Annotated in this window: 27 protein-coding genes and 1 tRNA gene; 23 read left to right on the top strand and 5 right to left on the bottom strand. The window is 68.6% G+C overall.

What is annotated here, in order from left to right; translation table 11 throughout:
• Nucleotides 1–24 precede the first annotated feature (24 nt).
• The 3 genes from ABIE21_RS06175 (at nucleotide 25) to ABIE21_RS06165 (ending at nucleotide 3,200) form a co-directional block, all read left to right on the top strand.
• On the top strand, nucleotides 25–1,089 hold the full coding sequence (locus ABIE21_RS06175) for a permease (RefSeq protein ID WP_354023895.1): 1,065 nt from the start codon (nucleotides 25–27) through the stop codon (nucleotides 1,087–1,089).
• On the top strand, nucleotides 1,079–1,855 hold the full coding sequence (locus ABIE21_RS06170; RefSeq protein WP_354023894.1) for a TIGR03943 family putative permease subunit: 777 nt from the start codon (nucleotides 1,079–1,081) through the stop codon (nucleotides 1,853–1,855). The genes ABIE21_RS06175 and ABIE21_RS06170 overlap by 11 nt, the downstream gene beginning before the upstream one ends.
• A gap of 202 nt (nucleotides 1,856–2,057) precedes the next feature.
• Nucleotides 2,058–3,200: a hypothetical protein gene (locus ABIE21_RS06165; protein ID WP_354023893.1), complete on the top strand. Its 1,143-nt coding sequence runs from the start codon at nucleotides 2,058–2,060 to the stop codon at nucleotides 3,198–3,200.
• 242 nt (nucleotides 3,201–3,442) lie between these two features.
• Here the strand turns inward: ABIE21_RS06165 and ABIE21_RS06160 are convergent, their stop codons facing one another.
• On the bottom strand, nucleotides 3,443–4,186 hold the full coding sequence (locus ABIE21_RS06160) for an SOS response-associated peptidase (protein ID WP_354023892.1): 744 nt from the start codon (nucleotides 4,184–4,186) through the stop codon (nucleotides 3,443–3,445).
• A gap of 38 nt (nucleotides 4,187–4,224) precedes the next feature.
• Complete coding sequence (locus tag ABIE21_RS06155) at nucleotides 4,225–4,497, bottom strand: DUF4031 domain-containing protein (protein ID WP_354023891.1); 273 nt, start codon at nucleotides 4,495–4,497, stop codon at nucleotides 4,225–4,227.
• 28 nt (nucleotides 4,498–4,525) lie between these two features.
• On the opposite strand from ABIE21_RS06155, the gene ABIE21_RS06150 reads away from it, so the two are divergent.
• The 6 genes from ABIE21_RS06150 (at nucleotide 4,526) to proB (ending at nucleotide 8,902) form a co-directional block, all read left to right on the top strand.
• Nucleotides 4,526–5,053, top strand: coding sequence for a hypothetical protein (locus ABIE21_RS06150; RefSeq protein WP_354023890.1), 528 nt, complete (start codon nucleotides 4,526–4,528; stop codon nucleotides 5,051–5,053).
• 29 nt (nucleotides 5,054–5,082) lie between these two features.
• Complete coding sequence (locus ABIE21_RS06145; RefSeq protein ID WP_354023889.1) at nucleotides 5,083–5,682, top strand: hypothetical protein; 600 nt, start codon at nucleotides 5,083–5,085, stop codon at nucleotides 5,680–5,682.
• Nucleotides 5,683–5,894: 212 nt separating this feature from the next.
• The gene (gene rplU, locus ABIE21_RS06140) at nucleotides 5,895–6,203 is read left to right on the top strand and encodes a 50S ribosomal protein L21 (protein ID WP_354023888.1); all 309 of its coding nucleotides are present in this window, start codon (nucleotides 5,895–5,897) and stop codon (nucleotides 6,201–6,203) included.
• A gap of 14 nt (nucleotides 6,204–6,217) precedes the next feature.
• Complete coding sequence (gene rpmA, locus ABIE21_RS06135) at nucleotides 6,218–6,472, top strand: 50S ribosomal protein L27 (RefSeq protein WP_354023887.1); 255 nt, start codon at nucleotides 6,218–6,220, stop codon at nucleotides 6,470–6,472.
• A 74-nt stretch (nucleotides 6,473–6,546) separates the two neighbouring features.
• A complete protein-coding gene (obgE, locus tag ABIE21_RS06130; protein WP_354023886.1) occupies nucleotides 6,547–8,118 on the top strand; it encodes a GTPase ObgE in 1,572 nt (523 codons plus the stop codon).
• Nucleotides 8,111–8,902: a glutamate 5-kinase gene (gene proB / locus ABIE21_RS06125; protein WP_354023885.1), complete on the top strand. Its 792-nt coding sequence runs from the start codon at nucleotides 8,111–8,113 to the stop codon at nucleotides 8,900–8,902. Before obgE ends, proB begins: the two co-directional genes overlap by 8 nt.
• Here proB and ABIE21_RS06120 read toward each other — a convergent pair.
• Nucleotides 8,899–9,720, bottom strand: a complete 822-nt coding sequence (locus tag ABIE21_RS06120) for an alpha/beta fold hydrolase (protein ID WP_354023884.1) — start codon at nucleotides 9,718–9,720, stop codon at nucleotides 8,899–8,901. The genes proB and ABIE21_RS06120 overlap by 4 nt on opposite strands.
• A gap of 116 nt (nucleotides 9,721–9,836) precedes the next feature.
• Between ABIE21_RS06120 and ABIE21_RS06115 the strand changes: the two genes are divergently transcribed.
• From ABIE21_RS06115 to ABIE21_RS06080, 8 genes are all read left to right on the top strand, one after another.
• Complete coding sequence (locus ABIE21_RS06115; protein WP_354023883.1) at nucleotides 9,837–11,105, top strand: glutamate-5-semialdehyde dehydrogenase; 1,269 nt, start codon at nucleotides 9,837–9,839, stop codon at nucleotides 11,103–11,105.
• A 31-nt stretch (nucleotides 11,106–11,136) separates the two neighbouring features.
• Complete coding sequence (locus tag ABIE21_RS06110; RefSeq protein ID WP_354023882.1) at nucleotides 11,137–11,337, top strand: hypothetical protein; 201 nt, start codon at nucleotides 11,137–11,139, stop codon at nucleotides 11,335–11,337.
• Nucleotides 11,338–11,346: 9 nt separating this feature from the next.
• Entirely contained in the window at nucleotides 11,347–11,952 is a 606-nt protein-coding gene (gene nadD / locus ABIE21_RS06105) for a nicotinate-nucleotide adenylyltransferase (protein WP_354023881.1), read from the top strand.
• On the top strand, nucleotides 11,952–13,928 hold the full coding sequence (locus tag ABIE21_RS06100) for a hypothetical protein (protein ID WP_354023880.1): 1,977 nt from the start codon (nucleotides 11,952–11,954) through the stop codon (nucleotides 13,926–13,928). The genes nadD and ABIE21_RS06100 overlap by 1 nt, the downstream gene beginning before the upstream one ends.
• Before the next feature lie 38 nt (nucleotides 13,929–13,966).
• The gene (gene rsfS, locus ABIE21_RS06095) at nucleotides 13,967–14,374 is read left to right on the top strand and encodes a ribosome silencing factor (RefSeq protein WP_354023879.1); all 408 of its coding nucleotides are present in this window, start codon (nucleotides 13,967–13,969) and stop codon (nucleotides 14,372–14,374) included.
• 135 nt (nucleotides 14,375–14,509) lie between these two features.
• Nucleotides 14,510–15,505, top strand: coding sequence for a methionine ABC transporter ATP-binding protein (locus ABIE21_RS06090; RefSeq protein WP_354023878.1), 996 nt, complete (start codon nucleotides 14,510–14,512; stop codon nucleotides 15,503–15,505).
• Nucleotides 15,502–16,269 carry a methionine ABC transporter permease gene (locus tag ABIE21_RS06085; RefSeq protein WP_354023877.1) on the top strand — a complete coding sequence of 256 codons (768 nt, stop codon included), beginning with the start codon at nucleotides 15,502–15,504 and terminating at the stop codon, nucleotides 16,267–16,269. The genes ABIE21_RS06090 and ABIE21_RS06085 overlap by 4 nt, the downstream gene beginning before the upstream one ends.
• A gap of 74 nt (nucleotides 16,270–16,343) precedes the next feature.
• A complete protein-coding gene (locus ABIE21_RS06080) occupies nucleotides 16,344–17,171 on the top strand; it encodes a MetQ/NlpA family ABC transporter substrate-binding protein (protein ID WP_354023876.1) in 828 nt (275 codons plus the stop codon).
• A 72-nt stretch (nucleotides 17,172–17,243) separates the two neighbouring features.
• Here ABIE21_RS06080 and ABIE21_RS06075 read toward each other — a convergent pair whose 3' ends face one another.
• Nucleotides 17,244–17,804: an antibiotic biosynthesis monooxygenase gene (locus tag ABIE21_RS06075; RefSeq protein WP_354023875.1), complete on the bottom strand. Its 561-nt coding sequence runs from the start codon at nucleotides 17,802–17,804 to the stop codon at nucleotides 17,244–17,246.
• 110 nt (nucleotides 17,805–17,914) lie between these two features.
• Between ABIE21_RS06075 and ABIE21_RS06070 the strand changes: the two genes are divergently transcribed.
• Nucleotides 17,915–17,988, top strand: a tRNA-Ala gene (locus ABIE21_RS06070).
• 69 nt (nucleotides 17,989–18,057) lie between these two features.
• On the opposite strand, the gene ABIE21_RS06065 is transcribed toward ABIE21_RS06070, so the two are convergent.
• Nucleotides 18,058–18,783, bottom strand: coding sequence for an MBL fold metallo-hydrolase (locus ABIE21_RS06065; protein WP_354023874.1), 726 nt, complete (start codon nucleotides 18,781–18,783; stop codon nucleotides 18,058–18,060).
• A 125-nt stretch (nucleotides 18,784–18,908) separates the two neighbouring features.
• Here ABIE21_RS06065 and ABIE21_RS06060 point away from each other — a divergent pair, with 125 nt between their 5' ends.
• The 5 genes from ABIE21_RS06060 (at nucleotide 18,909) to ABIE21_RS06040 (ending at nucleotide 22,296) form a co-directional block, all read left to right on the top strand.
• Nucleotides 18,909–19,322 (top strand): hypothetical protein, encoded by a 414-nt coding sequence (locus ABIE21_RS06060; RefSeq protein WP_354023873.1) that lies wholly within the window; start codon nucleotides 18,909–18,911, stop codon nucleotides 19,320–19,322.
• A gap of 180 nt (nucleotides 19,323–19,502) precedes the next feature.
• A complete protein-coding gene (locus tag ABIE21_RS06055) occupies nucleotides 19,503–20,027 on the top strand; it encodes an NADPH-dependent FMN reductase (RefSeq protein WP_354023872.1) in 525 nt (174 codons plus the stop codon).
• Entirely contained in the window at nucleotides 20,024–20,551 is a 528-nt protein-coding gene (locus ABIE21_RS06050; protein WP_354023871.1) for a flavin reductase family protein, read from the top strand. The genes ABIE21_RS06055 and ABIE21_RS06050 overlap by 4 nt, the downstream gene beginning before the upstream one ends.
• Nucleotides 20,552–20,554: 3 nt before the next feature.
• Nucleotides 20,555–21,406 (top strand): ABC transporter ATP-binding protein, encoded by an 852-nt coding sequence (locus ABIE21_RS06045; RefSeq protein WP_354023870.1) that lies wholly within the window; start codon nucleotides 20,555–20,557, stop codon nucleotides 21,404–21,406.
• Between the two features lie 20 nt (nucleotides 21,407–21,426).
• Nucleotides 21,427–22,296, top strand: a complete 870-nt coding sequence (locus ABIE21_RS06040) for an ABC transporter permease (RefSeq protein ID WP_354023869.1) — start codon at nucleotides 21,427–21,429, stop codon at nucleotides 22,294–22,296.
• Nucleotides 22,297–22,325: the final 29 nt, after the last annotated feature.

Genomic DNA, 22,325 nt, shown 5'->3' with positions numbered 1-22,325 from the left:
GGCTGCTCTGGTTAGGCTGTATCGGTGAGTAGCCAGCTGGAGCGTCGTCGAGACGTGCGTCGGTCGGAAGCCGGCCACCAGCATCCGACCATCGCCCGCCGCACGCGCCGCCGCCAGTTCGTCTGGCTCGCCGTCGGACTCGTCGGGATCGCGCTGCTCTTCGCCATACGCGCCCTCACCGCCGATCAGAGCGTCCTCGCCCTCCCCGACACGGCGCAGGACTTCCTGACGCTGAGTATCAGCGTCATCGTCGAGTCGATGCCGTTCGTGATCCTCGGCATCGTGCTGTCGATCGCGGTGCAGGTCTGGGTGCCCGACACCTGGATCATGCGCGTTCTCCCGCGCAACCCGTTCCTGCGGCGAGCCGCCATCTCGTTCATCGGCGTCTTCCTGCCGGTGTGCGAGTGCGGCAACGTGCCCCTCGCGCGCGGGCTCATGGTCAAGGGGTTCACCGTCTCCGAGTCGATGACGTTCCTCCTCGCGGCACCGATCATCAACCCGATCACCATCATCACCACCCATCAGGCCTTCGGCTGGGACGACGGGATCCTCGTCGGCCGCATCCTCGGCGGCTTCGTGATCGCGAACCTGATCGGCTGGCTGTTCAGCCGCCACCCCGACCAGGACTCCCTGCTGACCGACAAGTTCGCAGCGGAGTGCCGGGTGGATGCGCACAGCCACGCGGCCTCCCGCTGGCAGGAGAGCGTCGCGCTGTTCCGCCGGGAGGCGAGCGTCATCCTCCCCGCGCTGTTCATCGGCGCGGTGGCGGCGGGCGCCATCCAGACCCTCGTGCCGCGGTCGGTGCTCGTCGAGCTGGGCAGCAACCCCCTCTGGTCGATCCTCGCGATGATGGTGCTCGCATTCGTCATCTCGGTCTGCTCGAACGTCGACGCCTTCTTCATCCTGCCGTTCGCCTCGACGTTCATGCCCGGCTCGATCGTGAGCTTCCTCGTCTTCGGGCCGATCATCGACATCAAGATGCTCGCCCTGCTGCGCACCACCTTCACCGTGAAGACCCTGGTGCAGCTCACCGCCGTCGTCGCCCTGCTCAGCGCCCTGATCGGATTGATCGTGAACTATGTCGCCTAGACCCCCGAAGACCCGGCTGCTCGCGTCTGTGCAGCGCTGGCGCGGCGTCGTGCTGATGAGCGTCGTCGTCGTCGCGACCCTGTGGCTCGCGGCCACCAACCAGCTGATCCTCTACATCCACCCGCGCTACGTGTGGTTCACGGTGATCATGTCGGTCATCGCGCTGCTCTTCGTCGTGGGCAGCGCGTTCCTGCGCGAACCGCACGACCACGACGACCCTCCGACGCGCCGCCAGAACATCGTCTCGGGGGCGGCGGTGGCGTTGTCGGTCGCGATCGCCGCGGGCATCCTCATCGTGCCGCCCGCCACGCTCACCAGCGCGACGCTCGAGGCCCGCGAGATCAACGGCGCCGGGCTCGGCGGAGACCAGGGACAGTCGGTCACGGCCGCATCGACGACGACGGATGCCGCGTTCGCGAAGTTCACCGTGCTCGACTGGTCGTCGCTGCTGCGCCAGTCGACCGACCTCGCGGTCTTCTCGGGCAAGCCGGTCGACGTCGTCGGCTTCGTGAGCGCCGACCCCGACGACCCGGACAACATGTTCTACGTCTCGCGTTTCGTCGTCACCTGCTGCGCCGTCGACGCGCAGCCGGTCGGCGTCCCCGTGTACTCGCCGAACTGGTCCGACGACTTCGCGGTCGACCAGTGGGTGCGCGTCGAGGGGGGCTTCGCCACCAACCCCAGCCGCTCGAGCGGGCAGGCCATCGCGGTGCTGCCCGACACGGCCGAGGTCGTGGACCAGCCGGGAGAGCCCTATCTCTACTGACTCGGGGCGGCCGTTCCGCCGCGCATTCACCGTCACCGTCGTCGCGCTCGGCCTGCTCTGCGTCGTCTTCGCCGGTCTCGGCTACCTGCAGGGGCCGAAGCTCGAGAGCGCGCAGGTCGACACCGACCTCGTCACCGCGCGCGCCGGCCAGCAGCTGCGCCTGTTCGCGAACCAGCCGCTGGCCGAGGTGAAGCCGGCCGACGTGAAGATCACCCCCGCGACGGACTTCTCGGTGACCACCTCGGGCGCCGTGGTCGCCGTGCAGTTCGACCGGCCGCTGCGGGTCGACGCGCACTACGTCGTCGAGGTCTCCGACGTCACCAACAGGGTCGAAGACAGCGGGTCGACGCTGGAGTACAGCTTCTTCACCGGGGCACCGCCGCTGTACTACCTCGACCGGGGCGAGTCGACCGACGAGATCGTGCGCACCAGCGTCGCCGGAAACGAACGCACCGTCGTGTACTCGGCCCCCGGCATCCAGAACTTCGCGATCCTCGGAACGAGCGCCGTCGTCAGCACCGATGTCGGCGACGGCACGAGCGCCCTCGCCCTCGTCAGCTTCGACGACGGCGGCATCGAACCGCTCGGCCTGCCCGTGCCGGGAACCATCGAGAAGCTGCAGACCTCGTATGACAGCAACACCCTGGGCTTCACGTTCTCGAGCGTCGACGGCGCCTTCGTCGACACTCTGATGACCCTGAACCTCGACGCGGGTCGCGACATCGTGCCCGCCAGTGCCCTCGACGGCTCGCGCCTCGACGTGGCGAACTGGATGTTCCTGCGCGAGGGCGTCTCCGTCGTCGCACAGGACGTCGACGACGGCGCGCTGCTGCTGATCGACACGGCGACCGGTACGAAACTGCCGCTCGGCACGGTGTCGAGCCTCGAGTCGGTGTCGACCGACGGCACCACGCTCGGGGTCACCAACCCGTTCGGCCCCGTCGTGCTCACCCTCGCCGACCTCGACGACACCGAGTTCGCGGCGTCGCCGATCGACGGGACCACTCCCTTCCCGGGCGAGTTCCAGTCGACGAGGGACGGCGTCGTGCAGCACGTCGTGCTCGTCGACTACGAGACCGACGTCTTCGAGAACCTGCTCGTGTTCGACGACGGCGAGACCTCCCGCGAGTTGTTCCGCACGGTCGACGACGCGGGCAGCATCGGCCGCATCTCCGTCTCGCCGAACGACCAGTTCGTGGCGGTGGAGGTCGTGCCGAACGTGGAGTCGAGCGTCTCCGACGGCCGCGTGGTCGACCCGCGTTCGACGTCGGTCACCACGGTGTTCGTCAGCGTCGAGACGGGCGCGGTCGTGAAGAGCGTCGCGGGCTTCGCGGTGCAGTGGTGAGCGCGCGCCCCCGCCTCGTGCCGGCCGGAGTGCATTTGTGCACCGTTTTCCGGCCGGATTCGGGCGACAAGTGCACACTCGACGATGGGCGAGGCGTCAGGCAGTCCTGAGAGCGGCGATCCTGCGCGCTGGGTGGCCAGTTCGCGCGGTTGATCGCGGCCGGAGACAGCCGGAAGTGGCCACTCAACTCGAAGGGGGTCCGCGGCGTCGGCTGCTCGCGCCGCGCCGATGGCGGCGCGCCGCTATACCGGCTGGATGAGCGCCTCGGAGTTGTTGCCGCGCTGCGCCACGTCTTTGCTGACCTCGTAGAACTCGACCTCGTCGGCGAGTTCATGGGCCGCCTCCGACACGGCCTCGAGTAGTTCGGGGGAGCCGGGCGTCGTGGGGTCGAGCCAGTCTTCGAGCAGCCCCGGCTCGAGGAACACCGGCATGCGCTCGTGGATGATCGCGAGCGGACCGGCGGATGCCCGGGTCAGCATGGTCGTCGACAGCAGCCATCGAGACGGATCGTCGGCGGCAGCGGCCGGGTCCTTCCACCACTCGTAAAGGGCGGCGAGGAGCAGCGGCTCCCCGTCGCGGGAGTGCACGAACTGCGCGCTCGACGAGCCGTCGGCGCCCTTGTGCCAGACGAAGTAGCCCGTGGCCGGAATGGCGGCCCGACGCGAGACGACGGCGCGGCTGAAGGCCGGGTCTGTCAGCACCTCGTCGATCGGCGCGTTGAACATCGTGGCGCCCACGCCGACGTCGGGGGCGCCACCGGGCACGAGGCCCCAGCTGGCCGACTCGAGTCGGCGCAGCACGGCGGGGTTCTCAGGGTCGTAGTCGTCGGTCGACGCGTCTTTGTTGACCGCGTCGATCACCACCGTGACCCGGTCGCTCGGGGCGATGTTGTACGAGGCGCCGGGCAGGTCTGCCGCCGTGCGGTCGACGTCGAGCATCTCGACGAGCTCTTCGGGCGCTGTGGTGAGAACGAATCGGCCTGCCATGCTCCCATTCTGCGCGACGCCACCGTCGCCGCAGCGCGCTAGAGACCGCGTTTCTCCTTCTGCGTGATGCGCAGCCCGCTGTTGCGCAGGCGGGTCACGAGCTGGCGCACCGTCACCGGCTCGGCGCCGAGCGACACGAGTTCGTCGTACTTCGACTCGGGCACGTCGTAGTGGTCGCCGTCGAAACCTCGGAGGGGGAGTCCCGCCCGTGCCGCGAACGCGTGCAGTTCGTCGAGGGAGTGGTCGCTCACGAGGTGAGCCCATAGAGTGTCGTGTGCCGGCCATATAGGTTGGTCGATCAGCACCGTCATGGGGCGATTCTAGAGCTTGGGGACACGGATGGCGCAGTCACTGCAGGAGCGCGCGACAAGAGCCAACGCGCGTACGGCGGGAGCGGCGGCCGGGATTGTGATCGCAGTGGTCGCCGTGCAGGCCATCCTCCGCGCGATCATCGCCGTGTTCGGCGCGATCGCCTACTCCACCACCGGCGACGGCTACCTCCAGAACGTGTTCACGCCGGTGGGCGGTCTCGGTATCGAGTTCGGCACCACCGTGCTGCCCGTCGCGATCGGCGTGTTCCTCGCCTTCTGGCTGCTCGTGCCTCTCACTGCCGACCTGCGCGTCGGCGGAGTCGTCCTACGCTCGCTCGCGGCCGCCGGGGTCGGCGCGGCGTTCACCCTCGTCTTCACCGCCGTCTACTCGGGCAGCAGCCTCCTGTTCGGCGGGCAGTCGCTCGCCTCCGCGCTGTTCGGCACAGTGCAGTCGGCGCTCTACACCTTCGTCGGGGTCACCCCGGTCGTGCTGCTGGCCGGCTTCCTCGCCTGGCTCTGGGTCTCGAAGGCCAAGCCCGCGGCATCCGCCGTCTGAAATAACGACTCTCAGACGGGGAGCGGCGGATGGCGCGGTCGATAAGCAACACGGCGACGCGGGCCACCGCGCGCTCCGCCGGCGTCGCCGCGCTGCTGGTCGCCGGCCTGATGCTCGTGCAGACGATCATCCACTCGGCGATCGAAGCGTTCGGGCTCCTCGCCTACGCGGCGTCGCCCCTCACGGCCGGCTACCGGCTTCGCGCCGACGATGTCGCGTCGCTCGCCTCGACCGCCACGGGAGCCGGCCTCTCCATCGTGCCGCTGGCGCTCGGCGTGTTCCTCGCGTTCTGGCTGGTCGTGCCCATCACCGCGGAACTGAGCGTCACGCGGGTCGTGCTGCACTCGATCGCGGCCGCCGGCATCGCAGCGGCGGTCGCCCTCGCGGTCGGCGTCATCTCGGCGGTCGGCCGAATCCTGGCGTCGGCGGGCCCGCTGTTCGGCAACGCATTTCCGAGACCCGACGGGTCGATCCTCGGCCCCTCGCTCTTCGAGGTGGTGCAGTCGGTGCTCTTCACGTGCGTGGCGGTGACCCCGGTGGTGGTGCTCGCCGGCCTGGTCGTGTGGCTGTGGATCGCGAGAACCGCCCCGGCCAGCACCGCGCCGGGAGAAGTTACAAGAATTCCGTGACACGCAGGCGTCGAGGCGACACTCGGCGCCGTCGACAGGTAGTCTTGCAACTCAGTTCGGCCAATCACTCTCGAGTCTGAGAACCGGCGATAATTCGCCGGATAGCCGCGGTTTGACCGCAGCTATAAAGATCGAGTAGTCTTGGCCCTTGGTGTGCGCTGGCCTGAGGCCGCGAATGATCGCCATAAGCTTCCGAAAGTTAGGGTTACCAAGTGGTTTACGCAGTTGTGCGCGCCGGTGGTCGGCAGGAAAAGGTAGAGGTCGGCACGATTGTCGTCCTCGACCGCATCCAGGCCGACAAAGACGGCAATGTCGAGCTCGCCCCCGTGCTGCTCGTTGATGGCGACAAGATCACGCACGACGCTCAGGCGCTTGCGAAGGTCAAGGTTGTCGCTGAGGTCCTCAACGACCTCCGCGGACCGAAGATCGTCATCCAGAAGTTCAAGAACAAGACCGGATACAAGAAGCGCCAGGGCCACCGCCAGGAGCAGACCCGTATCAAGATCACTTCCATCAACTAAGGGGCTGACAACTCATGGCACACAAAAAGGGCGCAAGCTCCTCACGTAACGGTCGCGACTCCAACGCGCAGTACCTCGGCGTCAAGCGCTTCGGCGGCCAGGTAGTCAAGTCGGGCGAGATCATCCTTCGCCAGCGCGGCACCCACTTCCACCCCGGCGTGAACGTCGGACGTGGCGGCGACGACACGCTCTTCGCCCTCGCCGCCGGTGCGGTCGAGTTCGGCAAGAAGGGCGGCCGCAAGGTCGTCAACATCGTGGTGGCTGCGTAGTCAGCCGCACAATCACTTAGCGTTAGGGGCGAGCTTCGGCTCGCCCCTAACGTGGTTTATAGAGGAAAATCATCATGGCATCGTTCGTCGACCAGGTAACCCTGCACCTCCGGGCAGGGCACGGCGGCAACGGCTGTGTGTCGGTTAAGCGCGAGAAGTTCAAGCCGCTCGCCGGCCCCGACGGCGGCAACGGCGGCAACGGCGGCGACATCGTTCTCGTCAGCGACGTTCAGACGACGACGCTGCTCAACTACCACCGCTCGCCTCACCGTAGGTCGGAGCACGGCCAGCCCGGACAGGGCGACCACAAGGCGGGCACCTCGGGCGCCGAGATGATCCTCCTCGTCCCCGTCGGCACGGTCGTCAAAGACGCCGAGGGCAACGAGATCCTCGACATGAACGAGCACGGCATGCGGTACGTCGCCGCAGCCGGCGGCATGGGCGGGCTCGGCAACGCCGCCCTCGCCTCAACGAAGCGCAAGGCCCCCGGATTCGCGCTCCTCGGAACCCTCGGTTTCGAAGGCGACGTGCGTCTCGAGCTGAAGGTCGTGGCGGATGTCGCGTTCGTCGGTTACCCCTCGGCCGGCAAGTCGAGCCTGGTCGCCGCCATGTCGGCCGCGAAGCCCAAGATCGCCGACTACCCCTTCACCACCCTGCACCCCAACCTCGGCGTCGTCGAGTCGGGGGAGACCCGCTACACCGTCGCCGACGTGCCAGGCCTCATCGAGGGCGCGAGCGAGGGCAAGGGCCTCGGCCTGGAGTTCCTGCGCCACGTCGAGCGCTGCTCCGCGCTGCTGCACGTGCTCGACTGCGGAACACTCGACCCGGGCCGCGACCCGCTGAGCGACCTCGACATCATCCTCGGCGAGCTCGCCGCGTACCCCGTGCCCGAGGGCCAGGTGCCGTTGCTCGACCGCCCGCAGTTCATCGCCCTCAACAAGACCGACGTGCCAGAGGGCAAGGAGCTCGCCGACCTCGTGCGCCCCGACCTCGAGGCCCGCGGCTACCGCGTGTTCGAGGTCTCGGCCGTGTCGCGCGCCGGCCTGCGCGAACTCTCGTTCGCCCTCGCCGAGCTCGTCGAGGCCGACCGCGTCGAGAAGGCGAAGGAGATCGCGAAGCCGCGCATCGTCATCCGCCCCCGCGCCGTCAACGAGGTCGACTTCGTCATCAAGGTCGAGGGTGGCTCGTTCGGCAACGTCTACCGTGTCATCGGCGCCAAGCCCGAGCGCTGGGTGCAGCAGACCGACTTCACGAACGACGAGGCCGTCGGCTTCCTGGCCGACCGTCTGGCCAAGCTGGGCGTCGAGACCGAGCTGTTCAAGTCGGGCGCCGTTCCCGGCTCGACCGTCATGATCGGCCCAGAGGGCGGAGTCGTCTTCGACTGGGAGCCCACCGTGGCCTCCGCTGCGGAGCTCGTCGCCAGCCCCCGCGGCACCGACCCCCGACTCGAGGAGGGCCGCCGACTCACGAGCAAGACGCGCCGCGCCAACTACCTCGAGCGCATGGACGCCAAGACAGCCGCGCGAGCCGAGCTCGACCGCGAGCGCGCCGGCGGCGTCTGGAACGACGACGAGGGCTTCGCCGTCGACCACGACTCCGCGGACCGTGACGCCGCGGACCGCGACTCCACGGACGCGCGTGACTAACCGCATCCAGAGTCGCTCGCAGGTGACCACGGCCAAGCGGATCGTGGTGAAGGTCGGCTCCTCGTCGATCAGCGGCGAGAACGTCGGTCAGATCGCGCCGCTCGTCGACGCCCTCGCGGCGGCGCACGGCCGCGGCAGCGAAGTGATCCTGGTGTCGTCCGGTGCGATCGCCACCGGCATCCCGTTCCTCGACCTCGACGCACGGCCGACCGACCTCGCCACTCAGCAGGCCGCCGCCGCCGTCGGTCAGAACCTGCTGATCTACCGCTACCAGCACAGCCTCGACCGGTTCGACATCGTCGCCGGTCAGGTGCTGCTCACCGCGGGCGACCTCGACAACCCCACGCACCGTGGCAACGCGCAGCGCGCTATGGAGCGCCTGCTCGACCTGCGCATCCTGCCCATCGTGAACGAGAACGACACGGTGGCCACGCACGAGATCCGCTTCGGCGACAACGACCACCTCGCGGCCCTCGTCTGCCAGCTGGTTCGCGCCGACCTGCTCGTGCTGCTCTCCGACATCGACGCGCTGTACACGAAGCCGCCCCTCGACCCCGCCGCCGTCAAGATCACCGAGGTCGCCTTCGACGACGACCTCTCCTCGGTGGAGTTCGGCGACGTCGGTGCTGCCGGCGTGGGCACGGGGGGAGCCGGAACCAAGGTCGCCGCAGCGAAGCTGGCCGCGGCATCCGGAACTCCCGTGCTGCTCGCATCGACGACCGACGTCGCAGCCGCCCTCAGCGGCGCGGACATCGGCACGTGGTTCGAGGCGGCCGCGCTCTAGCCCACCCGCTTCGGGCCGTCCGGCCGGGGGAACCCGCCGCGGAGGAACGCGGCGATCGCATCGGCCATCACCCCGGGCTCCCAGTCGTGGTTCGCGGCGTCGATGCGGCGTTGGGCGGCGTTCGGCAGGGCCGCCACGAGAGCCTCTGCCACCGGCGGGAAGTCGGGCAGGGTCTGCTCGCCCACGATCACGAGGGTCGGCATGGTGACGGTGGCCCACAATTCGTTCCACGGGCCGTGCTGCGCGCGCTCGAGCACGGCAGCGTCGTAGACGAGCGTCGGGGCGATCTCGAGCATCGTCTGCCACGCGTCGCTGTGGCGCGCGGTCTCCAGCCACTCCGGCGGCATGTCGCGCATAAAGAACTCCGCCGCGGATTCGTGGTCGCCCGCCGCGACGCGCTGGGCGAGGCCCGCGAGCCAGGCGCCGTCGTCTCCCTCGCCCGGTAACGACAGCGGCGGCTCCCAGAGCACGAGCTTCGTCACGGCGACGCCGGTCGCTGCCGCCCACAGGCACAGCGCCGCGCCCGACGAGCTGCCGTAGAGGGCCGCGCTGCCGCCCACCTCCGTGACGAGCGCGTCGATGTCCTCGATCTCGCGTTCGATCGCGAACGGGGGAGTGTCGGTGCTCTCGCCCCGTCCGCGCCGGTCGTAGTTGACCGCGGTGAAGCCCCGGGCTGCCAGCTGATGGGCGAGCTCTATCGTCGTCGCATCGAACGCCCGGAACTGGGTGGCGCCACCCACCAAGATGATCGGCGGACCCTCACCCGTGCGGTCGAAGGCGATCACCGTGCCGTCGGCGGATGTCACGAACTCGGTCACGGCGAACCCCTCTCAGCACCTGCGTGGGTACCCACGATGGCAGGGGCCGGTGCGCCGCACAATCCTCTCCGACTTCTCTCGGAGTGGATGGCGCCCGCCGGTTCTAGACTGGGCGGATGACCGATACAGCCGTCGCCGCCACGTCGTTCGTCGAGAAGCTCGAGGCCGCGCGTCGTGCGTCGGTACGGCTGGCCACCACGAAGACCGATCTCAAGAACTCAGGACTGCGCGCAATCGCCGACGCTGTCGTAGCCGAGTCCGACCGCATCATCGAGGCCAACGACCTCGACCTCGCGAACGGGCGGGAGAACGGACTCTCCGTCGGGCTGCAGGACCGCCTGCGCCTCACCCCGGCACGCCTCGTCGGCCTCGCCGAGGCTGTGGGCGAGATCGTCGCGCTCACCGATCCGGTGGGCCAGGTGGTGCGGGGGAGCAGCCTCCCGAACGGGGTCGGCCTCACGCAGGTGCGTGTGCCGTTCGGAGTCATCGGCGCGATCTACGAGGCGCGACCCAACGTCACCATCGACATCGCGGCACTCGCGCTGAAGAGCGGCAACGCGGTCGTCCTGCGCGGTGGCTCGGCCGCCGAGAACACCAACCGTGTGCTCGTCGAGGTCATCCAGACCGCGCTGTCGAGCGTGGGGCTCCCGGTCGAGGCGGTTCAGACGATCGACGAGTACGGCCGTGACGGCGCCAAGCAGCTGATGCGGGCGCGCGGGCTCGTCGACGTGCTCATTCCCCGCGGCAGCGCCGACCTGATCAACGCGGTGGTGGCCGAGTCGACGGTTCCCGTGATCGAGACCGGAGCGGGGGTCGTGCACGTCTACCTCGACGAGTCGGCCGACGAGACCATGGCCGTAGAGATCGTGCACAACGCGAAGGTGCAGCGGCCGAGCGTGTGCAACGCTCTCGAGACGCTGCTCGTCCACGAGTCATCCGCCCCCCGTCTGTTGCCGCCCGTGCTCTCGCGCCTGCGGGAGTCGGGAGTGACCATCCACGCCGACGAGCGTGCCAGCGCCATCTTCGCCGACGTCGTCCCCGCCACCGAGCAGGATTGGGCGACCGAGTACATGTCGCTCGACGTCGCCGTGCGCGTCGTCGACGACCTCGACGCGGCCATGGACCACATCCGCCGCTACTCCACCCACCACACCGAGTCGATCATCACGAACGACGTCGCCCACGCCGAGCGTTTTCTCGCCGAGGTCGACTCCGCGGTCGTCATGGTGAACGCGTCGACCCGGTTCACGGACGGCGGGGAGTTCGGCTTCGGCGCCGAGGTCGGCATCTCGACTCAGAAGCTGCACGCGCGTGGGCCGATGGGTCTCGGCGAATTGACGAGCACCAAGTGGGTTGTGCGCGGCTCCGGCCAGGTGCGCGGCTAAGCTTTACATCGGCCCGAATGGAGAACCACACATGTCGCTGATCACCAGCCTGATGACCGTCGCTGCGGAAGAGTCGCACGCACTGCCCATGAGCCCGTTCGCATACGCGGGGATCGCACTCGCCGTATTCGCGGCTCTCGGCTTCGTGGTGTTCACGTACCGCGACGTCGCAAACCGTCACAGCGACAAGGTCAGCCAGGGCCACGACGACCACCACACGCCGGGCCACTAGGACACCCGCATGGCCGAGGTTGCCGGGCGCCGAGCTCGAGTCGGCGTCATGGGCGGCACGTTCGACCCCATCCACAACGGCCACCTCGTCGCCGCGAGCGAGGTGCAGCAGAAGTTCGACCTCGACGAGGTGATCTTCGTGCCCACCGGCATGCCGTGGATGAAGTCCGACAGCGTCGTCACCGAGGGCGAGCACCGCTACCTCATGACGGTGATCGCCACCGCGGCCAACCCGCGGTTCACCGTGAGCCGCGTCGACATAGACCGCACCGGTCCCACGTACACGATCGACACCCTGCGCGACATCCACGCCGCGAGGCCCAACGCCGACATCTTCTTCATCAGCGGCGCCGACGCCATCGCCCAGATCCTCGACTGGAAAGACGTCGAACAGGTCTGGCCGCTCGCACACTTCGTAGCTGTGACCCGGCCGGGACATCCGCTGACCATTTCCGGATTGCCGGAGCAGGGCGTAAGCTTGCTGGAAGTGCCGGCTCTAGCGATCTCATCTACTGATTGCAGAAACCGGGTGAGCCGGGGATTCCCGGTCTGGTATTTGGTTCCCGATGGTGTAGTTCAATACATCTCCAAACACCACTTGTATCGGAGTATTTAATGACGACCTTCCAGGATCAGCCGCCACAGTCGCGGCGAGCACGCCGGCAGGAGCAGCGCGACGAGCGTTCCCGCGCCGAGGAGATCGACGACTCCGCCGAGGCTCAGCGCTCTGCACCCTCCGGCCGCCGCGCCCGCGCCGCCGCACCTGACGGACTCGTCGAGGTGCCCGCCGCCGACGGAACATCCGCCGCAGCAGAGCAGGCCCAGCCCACCGCTGTCGAGCCGGTCGCCGCCGAGTCCGCTCCCGTCGAGCCCTCAGCTACCGAAGCAGACACCGCAGACGCAGACAGCGCAGAGCCGACCCCCGAGGCGCACGAGAGCGAGACGCCCGCCGTCTCCGACTCCGCCATCCCCAAGAGCTTCCCGTTCGCCGAGCAGGTCGAGGCGACGAGCGACGACGCCGGGCACCCCGGCTTCCGTCTGCGCGACTTCAGCCCCGAGCTGTCGACGTCGCGCGCCGAGTCGCAGAGTGCGCGCGACTGGGCTCAGACCGACGAAGAGTCCGCTCCGCTCGAGTACCAGACTCAGGGCGGACCCGCCTTCGGCTACGTCTCCCCGTACGCGGAGGCCGCGCCCGAGGCGCCGGCCGCCGAACCCTCGTTCGACTCGCTCTTCGCCGACCTCGTGCTGCCCGACGAGGAGGCCGCCGACGCCAACGCGACCGGCGATGTGCCCGAACCGGCAGCCGCGACCGAGCCGGCAGCCGCGCCCGCGCCGACCGACGAGAACGCCTCGAACGATCAGTCGAGTGATGAGCCTGTGGCGTCCGACGTCGCCTCGCCCGAGGCATCCGCCCCCGTTTCTGACGAGATCCCCGTCGGCGAGCCGATCGCCGTCGCCGAGCCCGTCGCCCCCGTGGCGCCGGTCGTCGTTCCTCCCGAGGAGCGCACCCTGAGCCGTCGCGAATGGCGTGCGATGCGCGCCGCCGCAGAGGCCGCCGAGGCCGAGGCAGCCGCGGCGGCGGGGGAGACCCCCGCGTCCGAGCAGGAGGGACAGCCCGAGGCGGCCGACCAGGCGATGGCCGAGCCGGCGACCCCCGAGACCGCGACCCCCGAGACCGCACCTGAGCAGTCCCCCCTCGACGTACTCTTCCACGAGCCCGAGGTCGAGCAGCCCGAGAACCAGCAGCCCGAAAACGAGCAGCCCGAGAACCAGCAGCCCGACTCCATCCCGCCGCTGGTGGAGCCGGCCACGGCACCGCACTCCGCGCTCTCCGACGCGATGGCCGAGTTCGAGGCGCTCACGCGCGGCGCTAACGACACCACGCCCGCGTCGCCGGCCACGCCCTTCTTCGTCGCGCCCACGCCCGTCGCAGCGCCGACCCCGGTCGCCGACGCGCCTGTCGAGGAGCCCGCCGCCCAGTCCGAGCCCGCGCCGCAGGCCGCCGGCGACGCTCAGCCTCCCGCAGAACAGCCCCGATCCCCGTTCTCGTTCCTCATCGACCCGAACGCCGCGGTCGCTCCCGTCGTGACCACCGACACCGGCTCGTACACTCCGCCCGTCGGCCACTGGTCGCGACAGGCAGAACTCGACGACGAGCACCAGATGGAGAACACCCTCAGCCGCGACGTCGGCGGCGGAAACGTCTCGGCCGCCACCAACGCCCTCGTGCTGCCGATGATCCCTCAGCGCGACGACTTCTCCTCGGTGCTCAACGCCACCGGCGAGATCATGGTCACCGGAACCATCAACCTGCCCGGCAGCGTTGCGGCAACCGGCCGCGACTCGCGTCACTACGACGACCCAGAGGTCGACCACCTCTTCGACGCGTTCGACAACGAGATCGCCAACACAGACTCTGCTCCCGTGCGTGCCATCACCGCGGTCAGCAGCCACACCGCCACGCGTGGTGGCATCGAATCAGGCCGCAAGCAGAGCAACCGCATGCTCAACGTGCTCCTGGTGACCGCATCCGTCATGGCGGTCGCCGTAGCGGGCCTGCTCATCGCCGGATTCGTCTTCAACATCTTCTAACTCGTGAACACCCCTTCACGCCCACTCCAAAGGACCCAGTGACTGCATCTGATCGCGCCCGCGAACTCGTCAACATCGCGGCACTCGCCGCCGACTCCAAGCAGGCGGAGGACATCGTCGCCCTGGACGTCTCCGGCCCGCTTCCCCTCACCGATATCTTCCTCATCGCGACGGGGCGCAACGAGCGCAACGTCGTCGCGATCGCCGGGGAGATCGAGGACAAGATGATCGAGGCCGGCGTGAAGACGCTGCGCCGCGAGGGCCGCGCAGAGGGTCGCTGGATCCTCCTCGACTTCGGCGACCTCGTCGTTCACGTCTTCCACGAGGAAGACCGCCAGTACTACTCGCTCGAGCGCCTCTGGAAGGACTGCCCGACCGTCGCTCTCGACGTCGTCGGAGCGGCCGCCGCTGTCGACGGCGAGCCCGTCGCCGAGATCGCCGAGTAGCGCAACCCGAGCCCGCCCCGCCGACACACGGCGTAACACGACGTCGTACTCCGGCGTCGGTGGTGGCAGGCTAGTAGCTTCCGTCGCCCGATGCCGCGTGGCGTTCCACCGTCACGCACACACCCCGGGCAGAGCATGATCTCCATCAGTCACGTCAGCAAGACCTTCGGTGTCGGCGACCGACGTACCGTGGCCCTCGACGACGTCAGCCTCGAGGTCGGCCGCGGCGAGATCTTCGGTGTCGTCGGTCAGAGCGGCGCGGGCAAGAGCACGCTCATCCGCACCGTCAACCTCTTGGAACGGCCCGACAGCGGCGAGATCACCGTCGACGGCAGGCTCATCACCAGTCTCGGCGACCGCGAGCTGCGCATCGCCCGCCAGGGCATCGGCATGATCTTCCAGCATTTCAACCTGCTGTCGAGTCGAACCGTGCGCGGCAACGTCGAGCTCGCGCTCGAGGTCGTCGGCGTCGACGGCCGCGAACGCCGCATCCGCGCGGGCGAGATCCTCGAGCTCGTGGGGCTCGAAGGCAAGGCCGACGCCTATCCCGCCCAGCTCTCCGGCGGGCAGAAGCAGCGCATCGGCATCGCCCGATCGCTCGCCGCGCGGCCGAGCGTGCTGCTCTCCGACGAGGCGACCAGCGCGCTCGACCCCGAGACGACCCGCTCGATCCTCGAACTGCTGCGCACCATCAACCGGGAACTCGGCCTCACCGTGCTGCTCATCACGCACGAGATGGACGTGGTCAAGAGCGTGTGCGACTCCGCAGCCCTCATCGAGGGTGGACGGATCGCCGAACAGGGCAGGCTCGTCGAGCTCATCTCCACCCCCGGCTCGCGGCTCGCACGCGAGCTCTTCCCGCTGGGCGTGGTGCCCGCGAACACCTCGGGCACGGTGATCGACATCACCTTCAGCGGCGGACTCGCCGACCGGCCGGTCATCGCCCAGCTCTCGCGCACCCACGCCATCGACGTGAGCATCCTCGGCGCGACCATCGAGACCATCGCAGGCAACCAGGCGGGGCGCACCCGCCTCGAGCTGCCCGGTACCCCAGCGACGAACGCCGCGGCCATCGCCGACCTGCGCGGCCAGGGCCTCCTGGTCGAGATCGTGACGGGAGACGCGGCATGAACGACACCTCAGACCCGAAGTTCTGGAGCGACCTCGTCGACGTGCTGATCCTCGGCACGGGCCAGACGCTCTACATGGTCTCCATCGCGCTCGTCGTCACCGTCGTCGTGGGGCTGCCGCTCGGCATCCTGCTCGTCGGCACGGAGCGCGGGGGGCTGTTCGCGAGCCCGTTCGGGTCGCGCACGGCAGGCCGCATCATCAACCGGGTGCTCGACTTCGTCGTCAACCTCGGCCGCTCCATCCCGTTCATCATCCTCATGATCGCCGTGATCCCGTTCACCCGGCTCGTCGTCGGCACCTTCATCGGGTCGACTGCCGCCATCGTGCCGCTCTCGCTAGTCGCGATCCCGTTCTTCGCACGCATGGTCGAGATCGCTCTCAAGGAGGTCGACCCGGGGCTCACCGAGGCGGCGAACTCGCTCGGCGCGACCCGGTGGCAGATCGTGCGCAAGGTGCTCGTGCCCGAGGCGCTGCCCAGCATGCTGCTCGGACTGTCCACCACCGTGACATCCATCATCAACTTCTCGGCCATGGTCGGCACCGTCGCCGGCGGCGGACTCGGCGACGTGGCCTTCCGCTACGGCTACCAGCGCTACTCGACCATCCACATCGTCGCGGTGATCGTCATCATCTTCATCATCGTGCAGTCGCTCGCCGCGATCGCGACGCACTTCGCCCGCAGATTCGCCCGCACCTCCTCGCCCGAAGGCCGCGTGAGCGCCGCAGACAAGCTCGAGCTGCAGCCGGCACCGACGGGCGCCTGAGTCCCACCCGGCGGTCGAAGTCAGCATCACGACCGCCACACGCAACACCCACACCCCAAGAGAAGAGCAATCACATGCGTATCACCCTCCGTAGCGCGCGCCTTGCTGGTGCCGCCGCTGCAGTATCCGTTCTGGGCCTCGGCCTCTCCGCCTGCGCGCCCGCCGCCCCCGCCAACCCCGACGTCGACAGCCTCGGAACGATCAAGGTCGGCGCCCTGCAGACCCCGGCCGGCGACATCCTCGCCTGGGTCGAGGAGAACCTCGCCGCAGACACGGGCCTCGACATCGAGTTCGTGCCCTTCACCGACTACAACACCCCGAACCTCTCGGTCAGCGACGGCTCGACCGACGCGAACCTGTTCCAGAACGCGAACTTCCTCGCCACGTACAACGAGGCGTCGAACGACTCGCTGGTCAGCGTCGGCGACGTGTACCTGCCGAGCGCCGCGTTCTACAGCGACAAGGTCGACAGCCTCGACGAGCTCGAGGACGGCGCGAAGATCGCCATCCCCAACGACCCGACCAACGAGGGCCGCGCCCTGCTGATCCTCGCCGCCGAGGGGCTCATCGAGACCACCGACGAGCCGACCACCCTCGCCGACATCACCGACAACCCCCGCGACTTCGAGTTCGTCGAGATCGAGAACGCCACCCTCGCGCAGTCGGTGCCCGACGTCGACACCGCGTTCGTGACCATCTCGTTCGCGCTTCCCGCGGGCCTCACCTCAGACGACGCCATCCTGATCGAGGGCAGCGACAGCCCGTACGTCAACGTGCTCGCGACCACCGAGAAGCTCGAGGACGACCCGCGCGTCGCCAAGCTGCTCGAGCTGCTGACCTCCGACGAGACGGCCGACTACATCGACGAGACCTGGGGCGGCCTCGTCGTGCCGGTGAAGTAGCCAGCCAAGCAGAAGACCGACGGATGCCCGTCTCGCGATCGCGGGACGGGCATCCGTCGTGTAGCGGTCGGGTTAGCGGCCCGACGGTACGAGCCAGCCCCTCAGCAGCCGGGTGACCGCGGGCAGGGCCAGATAGGTCATGATCGGGGTCACCACGAGCACGAGGAGCAGCACGCGCACCGGCAGCGGAACGACGTCGCCGAGCGGGAGCAGCGCCCAGTTGGCGAGCAGGCTCAGCGGGAAGAATGCGATGAAGATCGAGACCATCTGCTTCCAGCGCGGTGGCGCCGGTGTGACGCGCGAGACGACCTCGACCGCGGTGGGCTCGTCGAACCAGCCCTCGATGCCGGTGCGGCGCTGCTCGGGAGAGTGCTCGACCAGCCCGACGGCGCTGCGCACCCACCACGACCGTTCGGGCGACTTCTCCCACGTCTCGAGACTCGCCGCGTCGGCGAACCGGTAGAGCATGTGCCAGTCGGGGGAGTCGGGGTCTGATCGGATCCACCCCGAACCGAGATAGCCGGGGCTCGAACTCGCGAGCTCCTGGCCCGCCCGTGCCCACGCCGCGGCCTCTCTGGAGCGCTCGGGGGCGACGGTGCGCGTGACGGAGACGGTGATGGGCTGGGCTGTCATGTCTCAAGTCTGCACACCAATTTCGGCGGCGAACGCCAAAGCGGTCTACGGGGCTCCAGAGATGTAGTAATCTTTAGAAGTTGCCTTTCGAGGCTTCGAGAAAACTGAATGGGTCCATGGCGCAGCCCGGTAGCGCACCTGCATGGCATGCAGGGGGTCAGGGGTTCGAATCCCCTTGGATCCACCCACGTGAGAGATCACTCCGAGAAGCCCCGCTGAAGAGCGGGGTTTCTCTGGTTTAACGGGCGAGCACTCAGAACGTGCCGACCGGCCCGTGCCCGGGCAGAAAACGACCCGCCCCCGACGCCGCGAGCTCTGCGAGAGTCACGCGCATCCGCTCGGTGTCGTGGTTGAACATCGGCAGCAGCAACTGGGTGCCCTGCCGCCTGACCGTCGGGTGAGCCGTGACCACCGCGTCTCCCGTCACCACGATTCCGTGGTCGGGCAACAGGTACGCGGTGTGGCCGGGTGTGTGGCCGGGCGCCGCGATCGGCACCGGGTGCCCGGGAACGTCGAGCGGTTCGCCCATCGGATGCGCCGCCACCCCTGCGAACGCCACGTCGCCCATGCCTCCGGCGCGCACGGCGTGCAGCGCCCAGCGGAGGACGCGCGGCGTCGGGTGCCGCAGCACGTCGCCGACGCCCACCTGGTGCAGCACCTCGCGACGCACGTGCGGCACTTCCGCAGCGGAGGCGAGCACGGCAACACCCGGGCCGTGCTCCGCCGTGAGGGCGGCGAGGTTTCCGATGTGGTCGCTGTGGGCGTGGGTGATCAGGATGGCGCGGAGGCGACGGGCGCCGCACGCCTCAGCCACCACGTCGAGCGAACGCCGCACGTCGGCCAGGTCGCCGGGGTAGCCGCAGTCGATGAGAGTGACGCCGTGGCCGTCGGCCAAGGCGATCCAGTTCACGGCGGCGCCACGCGTGAAGTAGACGCCGGGAGCGACCTCGTTCGTGGTGCTCGTGGCGTTGCTCGTCATGGTCCGACGCTAGACGAGCCCGACCGGCCGTGCCCAGCGGCAGCCAGCGAAACATCTGCGTAACGTCATCGCCGTAGGCTCGGCGCACCGCGGCACGCGGACCCCACCGACAGCGAGGTGACACAGTGGCCCACATCGGCACCACCGGACGCATTTCCGAGGAATCGACCGAGCACGCCATGCTCCAGGCGCTCGGGTCGCTCCTCAAGGTCACGCTCGAGCCGCGCACCCTCGTGCTTCCCGGCAATCTCCGGGTCGAGGTCGAAGGCATCGACCCGGCCGAGAGCGTGCTCGTGCAACTCGTGCCGTACCTGGGGGTGCCGCGGTCGACGCACCGCATGGGCGCCCTCGCCGACATGTTCAAACTGGTGTGGCTGCGCGGCGTGCTGCCCACCCGCCCGCGGCTCGTGATGTGCGTCGCTGAGGCTCAGGCGCGATTCTTCACGCCGGCGTCCTGGCCCAGTGCCGCGGCGACAGACCTCCACATCGACATCTACTCCTTCCGCGCCGACGGCTCGCTCGAGCTCGTCACCCGCTGACCCGGTCGACTTTACGTACACGAAACAGAACCTGCCGCTTTCGCGTAACACGCCGCTTGTACTGTCTATCTAACGGACCTCCGCGGGCCATTAGCTCCCAGATCGACTCTGGGATCTCTTCACCCGTCTGCTCTCCTTCTCTCTATTCGACAGATGCGATCTGAGCTCTCGGAGGCACAAGTGCAATTCATAGTTGGCGGACTCGTGGGAAACCCCCGGGCCGAATCCAAGACGCTGACCGCGACTCGCGCGCTGGTCGAGCTGCTGGCCGAAGCGGTCGGATCCCCGTCTGCAGACGTCGTCGACCTCGCGACGTTCGGCGGCAGGGTGCTCGACTACTCAGACGAGGGCGTCACCGCCGTGCGCACCGCACTCACCTCGGTGCAACTGCTCGTGGTCGCGACCCCCGTCTACAAGGGCTCGTACACGGGGCTGCTCAAGTCGTTCCTCGACGGCTACGGGCCGGGCGCGTTGAGCGCCACCTATACGGTCCCGTTCACCGTCGCAGCCTCGCCGCAGCATTCACTCGCCGGCGCCACACACCTCCAGCCGCTGCTCGACGAGCTCGGCGCGACGAGCCCGCTCGGCGGACTCTTCCTTCCAGACGCCGTCGTGTCCGACCCGGCCGAGCGCGACGCCCGCCTGGCCGAGTGGGTCGACCGCCGGGCGCGCCTGCTCGCCGCGATCGCGGGGGTGGCGGCATGACCGACATCGACACGGCCATCAACACCGCCACCGGCAGCTACCTCGAATCGCCCGCCGAATTCGACCCGGCCGAACTGCGCCGCGCGCTCGCGCACATGGGAACCTCGGTGACGCTCGTCACCACGAAGATCGACGGCGTACCGTTCGGCTTCACCGCCAACAGCTTCACGAGCGTGTCGGTCAGCCCGCCGCTCGTGGCGGTCTTCCTCGCCGAGACGGCCGAGAGCTATCCCGCGTTCGCTCGCACCACCCACGTCGCCGTGAACATCCTCGCCGACGGACAGGGCGAGGTGGCGCGTCACTTCGCGACAAAGGGCGTCGACAAGTTCTCCGCCGTAGAGCTGCACCACGAATACGACCACGTTCCCGTCGTCACCGGCGCGATGGCGTCGATCGTCGGCCGCGTGCACGAACGCTGGACGGTGGGCGACCACCTCATGATCATCGTGCACGTCGACGACGTCACGCGTAACGAGAGCGAACCGCTCGTCTACCAGAACCGTCAGTTCAGGAAGTTGGTTTAGCCCATGACCGCCATGACACCCGCAGGCACGGCGCCGGACACCATCAGCATCGACAAGGCCGTGAAGATCTACGGCTCCGGCCCCGGCCAGCACGTCGCCCTGAACGGCGTCGACGTCACCATCGAACGCGGCCAGTTCGTCAGCATCATCGGCCCCTCGGGGTGCGGCAAATCGACGCTCCTGCGTCTCATCGCCGGACTCGAAGTGGCGGACGCGGGAGACGTCAGCGTCTTCGGTGTATCTCCCGAGAAGGCGTGCGCCGCCAAGATGATCGGTCTCGTGCCGCAGACTCCGGCGCTCCTGCCGTGGCTCACCGTGCTGAAGAACGTGAGCCTGCCCGCGAGGATCAACACCGGCGCCGACCGCCGCCGCCAGCGCATCGGCGGCCATGTCGGGAAGAACGCGCCCGACATGCGCGACCTGCTGACCAAGGCGGGCCTCGGCGACGCGCTCGACAAGCTTCCGGCCCAGTTGAGCGGCGGGATGCAGCAGCGCACGGCCATCGTGCGGGCCTTCGGCGTGCAGCCCGACGTGCTGCTCATGGACGAGCCGTTCTCCGCCCTCGACGAGTTCACCCGAGAGTCGATCCAAGGCCAGCTGCTCGACATCTGGGACCAGATGAACACGACGGTCGTGTTCGTGACCCACTCGGTCACCGAGGCCGTGCGACTCTCCGACAAGGTGCTCGTGATGTCTGCGGGGCCCGGCCGGATCACGGCCTCCGTCGACATCACTCTCGACCGGCCGCGCAGCGAGGCGATGCTCAAGACCGCCGAGTTCCACCATTTCGAAGACGTCATCCGCGATCACCTGCAGTCGGCGTGGCGCAACGGCCCGCTCTCGAGCGCGGCCTGAGCGAGAAAGAGAGCCCACGAATGGTACTCATGAACCCGGTCGCGACCGACGCCCAGACACCGGTCGCCGCCGCGCAGACAGCGCTCCCGGTGAAGAAGCGGCCGCTGCTCCCCAAACGCCTCGCCTTCATCAAGCCGTCGTTCTGGCTGCCCGTGCTGGTGCTCATCGTCGTCCTCGGCTTCGCCTGGAACTTCGTGGCGAAGGACAACCCCTACCTGCTGCCGCCGCTCGCGAAGGTGGGGGAGGCGCTCGCGAGCAACCCGGTCTTCTACCTGCACAACGCGTGGGTGACCCTCTCGGTGGCCCTCATCGGCCTCGCCATCGGCTTCGTCGCATCCTACGTCCTGGCGATCGTGATCTCCGAGCTGCCCATCGCCCGTCGCGCCATCATGCCCGTTGCGGTGGTGCTCAACGTCACTCCGCTCGTGGCGATCGCCCCCGCCCTGGTCGTGGCGTTCGGATTCGGCCCGGAACCGAAGCTGATCGTGACCGCGCTGATCTGCTTCTTCCCGATCCTGATCAACGTCTCGACCGGGCTGCGCTCTGTGCCGCAGTCCGTCGTGCAGGTGTTCTCTACGCTGCACGCCTCCCGTGCCGAGATGCTCTGGCACGTGAGGATGCCGAGCGCGCTGCCGTTCCTGTTCACGGCCCTGCGCATCGTGTTCCCCCTCTCGATCATCGGCGCGGTGGTTGCCGAGCTCGCGGCGCCGGGCGCCGCGGAGGGGCTCGGAACGGTGATCAGCATCGCCTCGTCGAACAACCGCCTTCCCGTGGTCTACGCGGCGATCTTCTGCCTCGCCATCCTCGGATCGCTTCTGCTCGCCATCATCACGGGGGTCGAACGGCGCGTGCTGCACTGGCACGAGTCAGTGATCGGCGCCCAGTCGTAACACCCGCACGTTTCATCCGCACCACAGCA

Origin of the sequence: Conyzicola nivalis, from assembly GCF_040548875.1 — a bacterium.
GTDB lineage: Bacteria > Actinomycetota > Actinomycetes > Actinomycetales > Microbacteriaceae > Conyzicola > Conyzicola nivalis_A.
The sequence above is the reverse complement of the archived record's forward strand: the minus strand, read 5'-3'. Positions and strand labels throughout refer to the sequence as shown.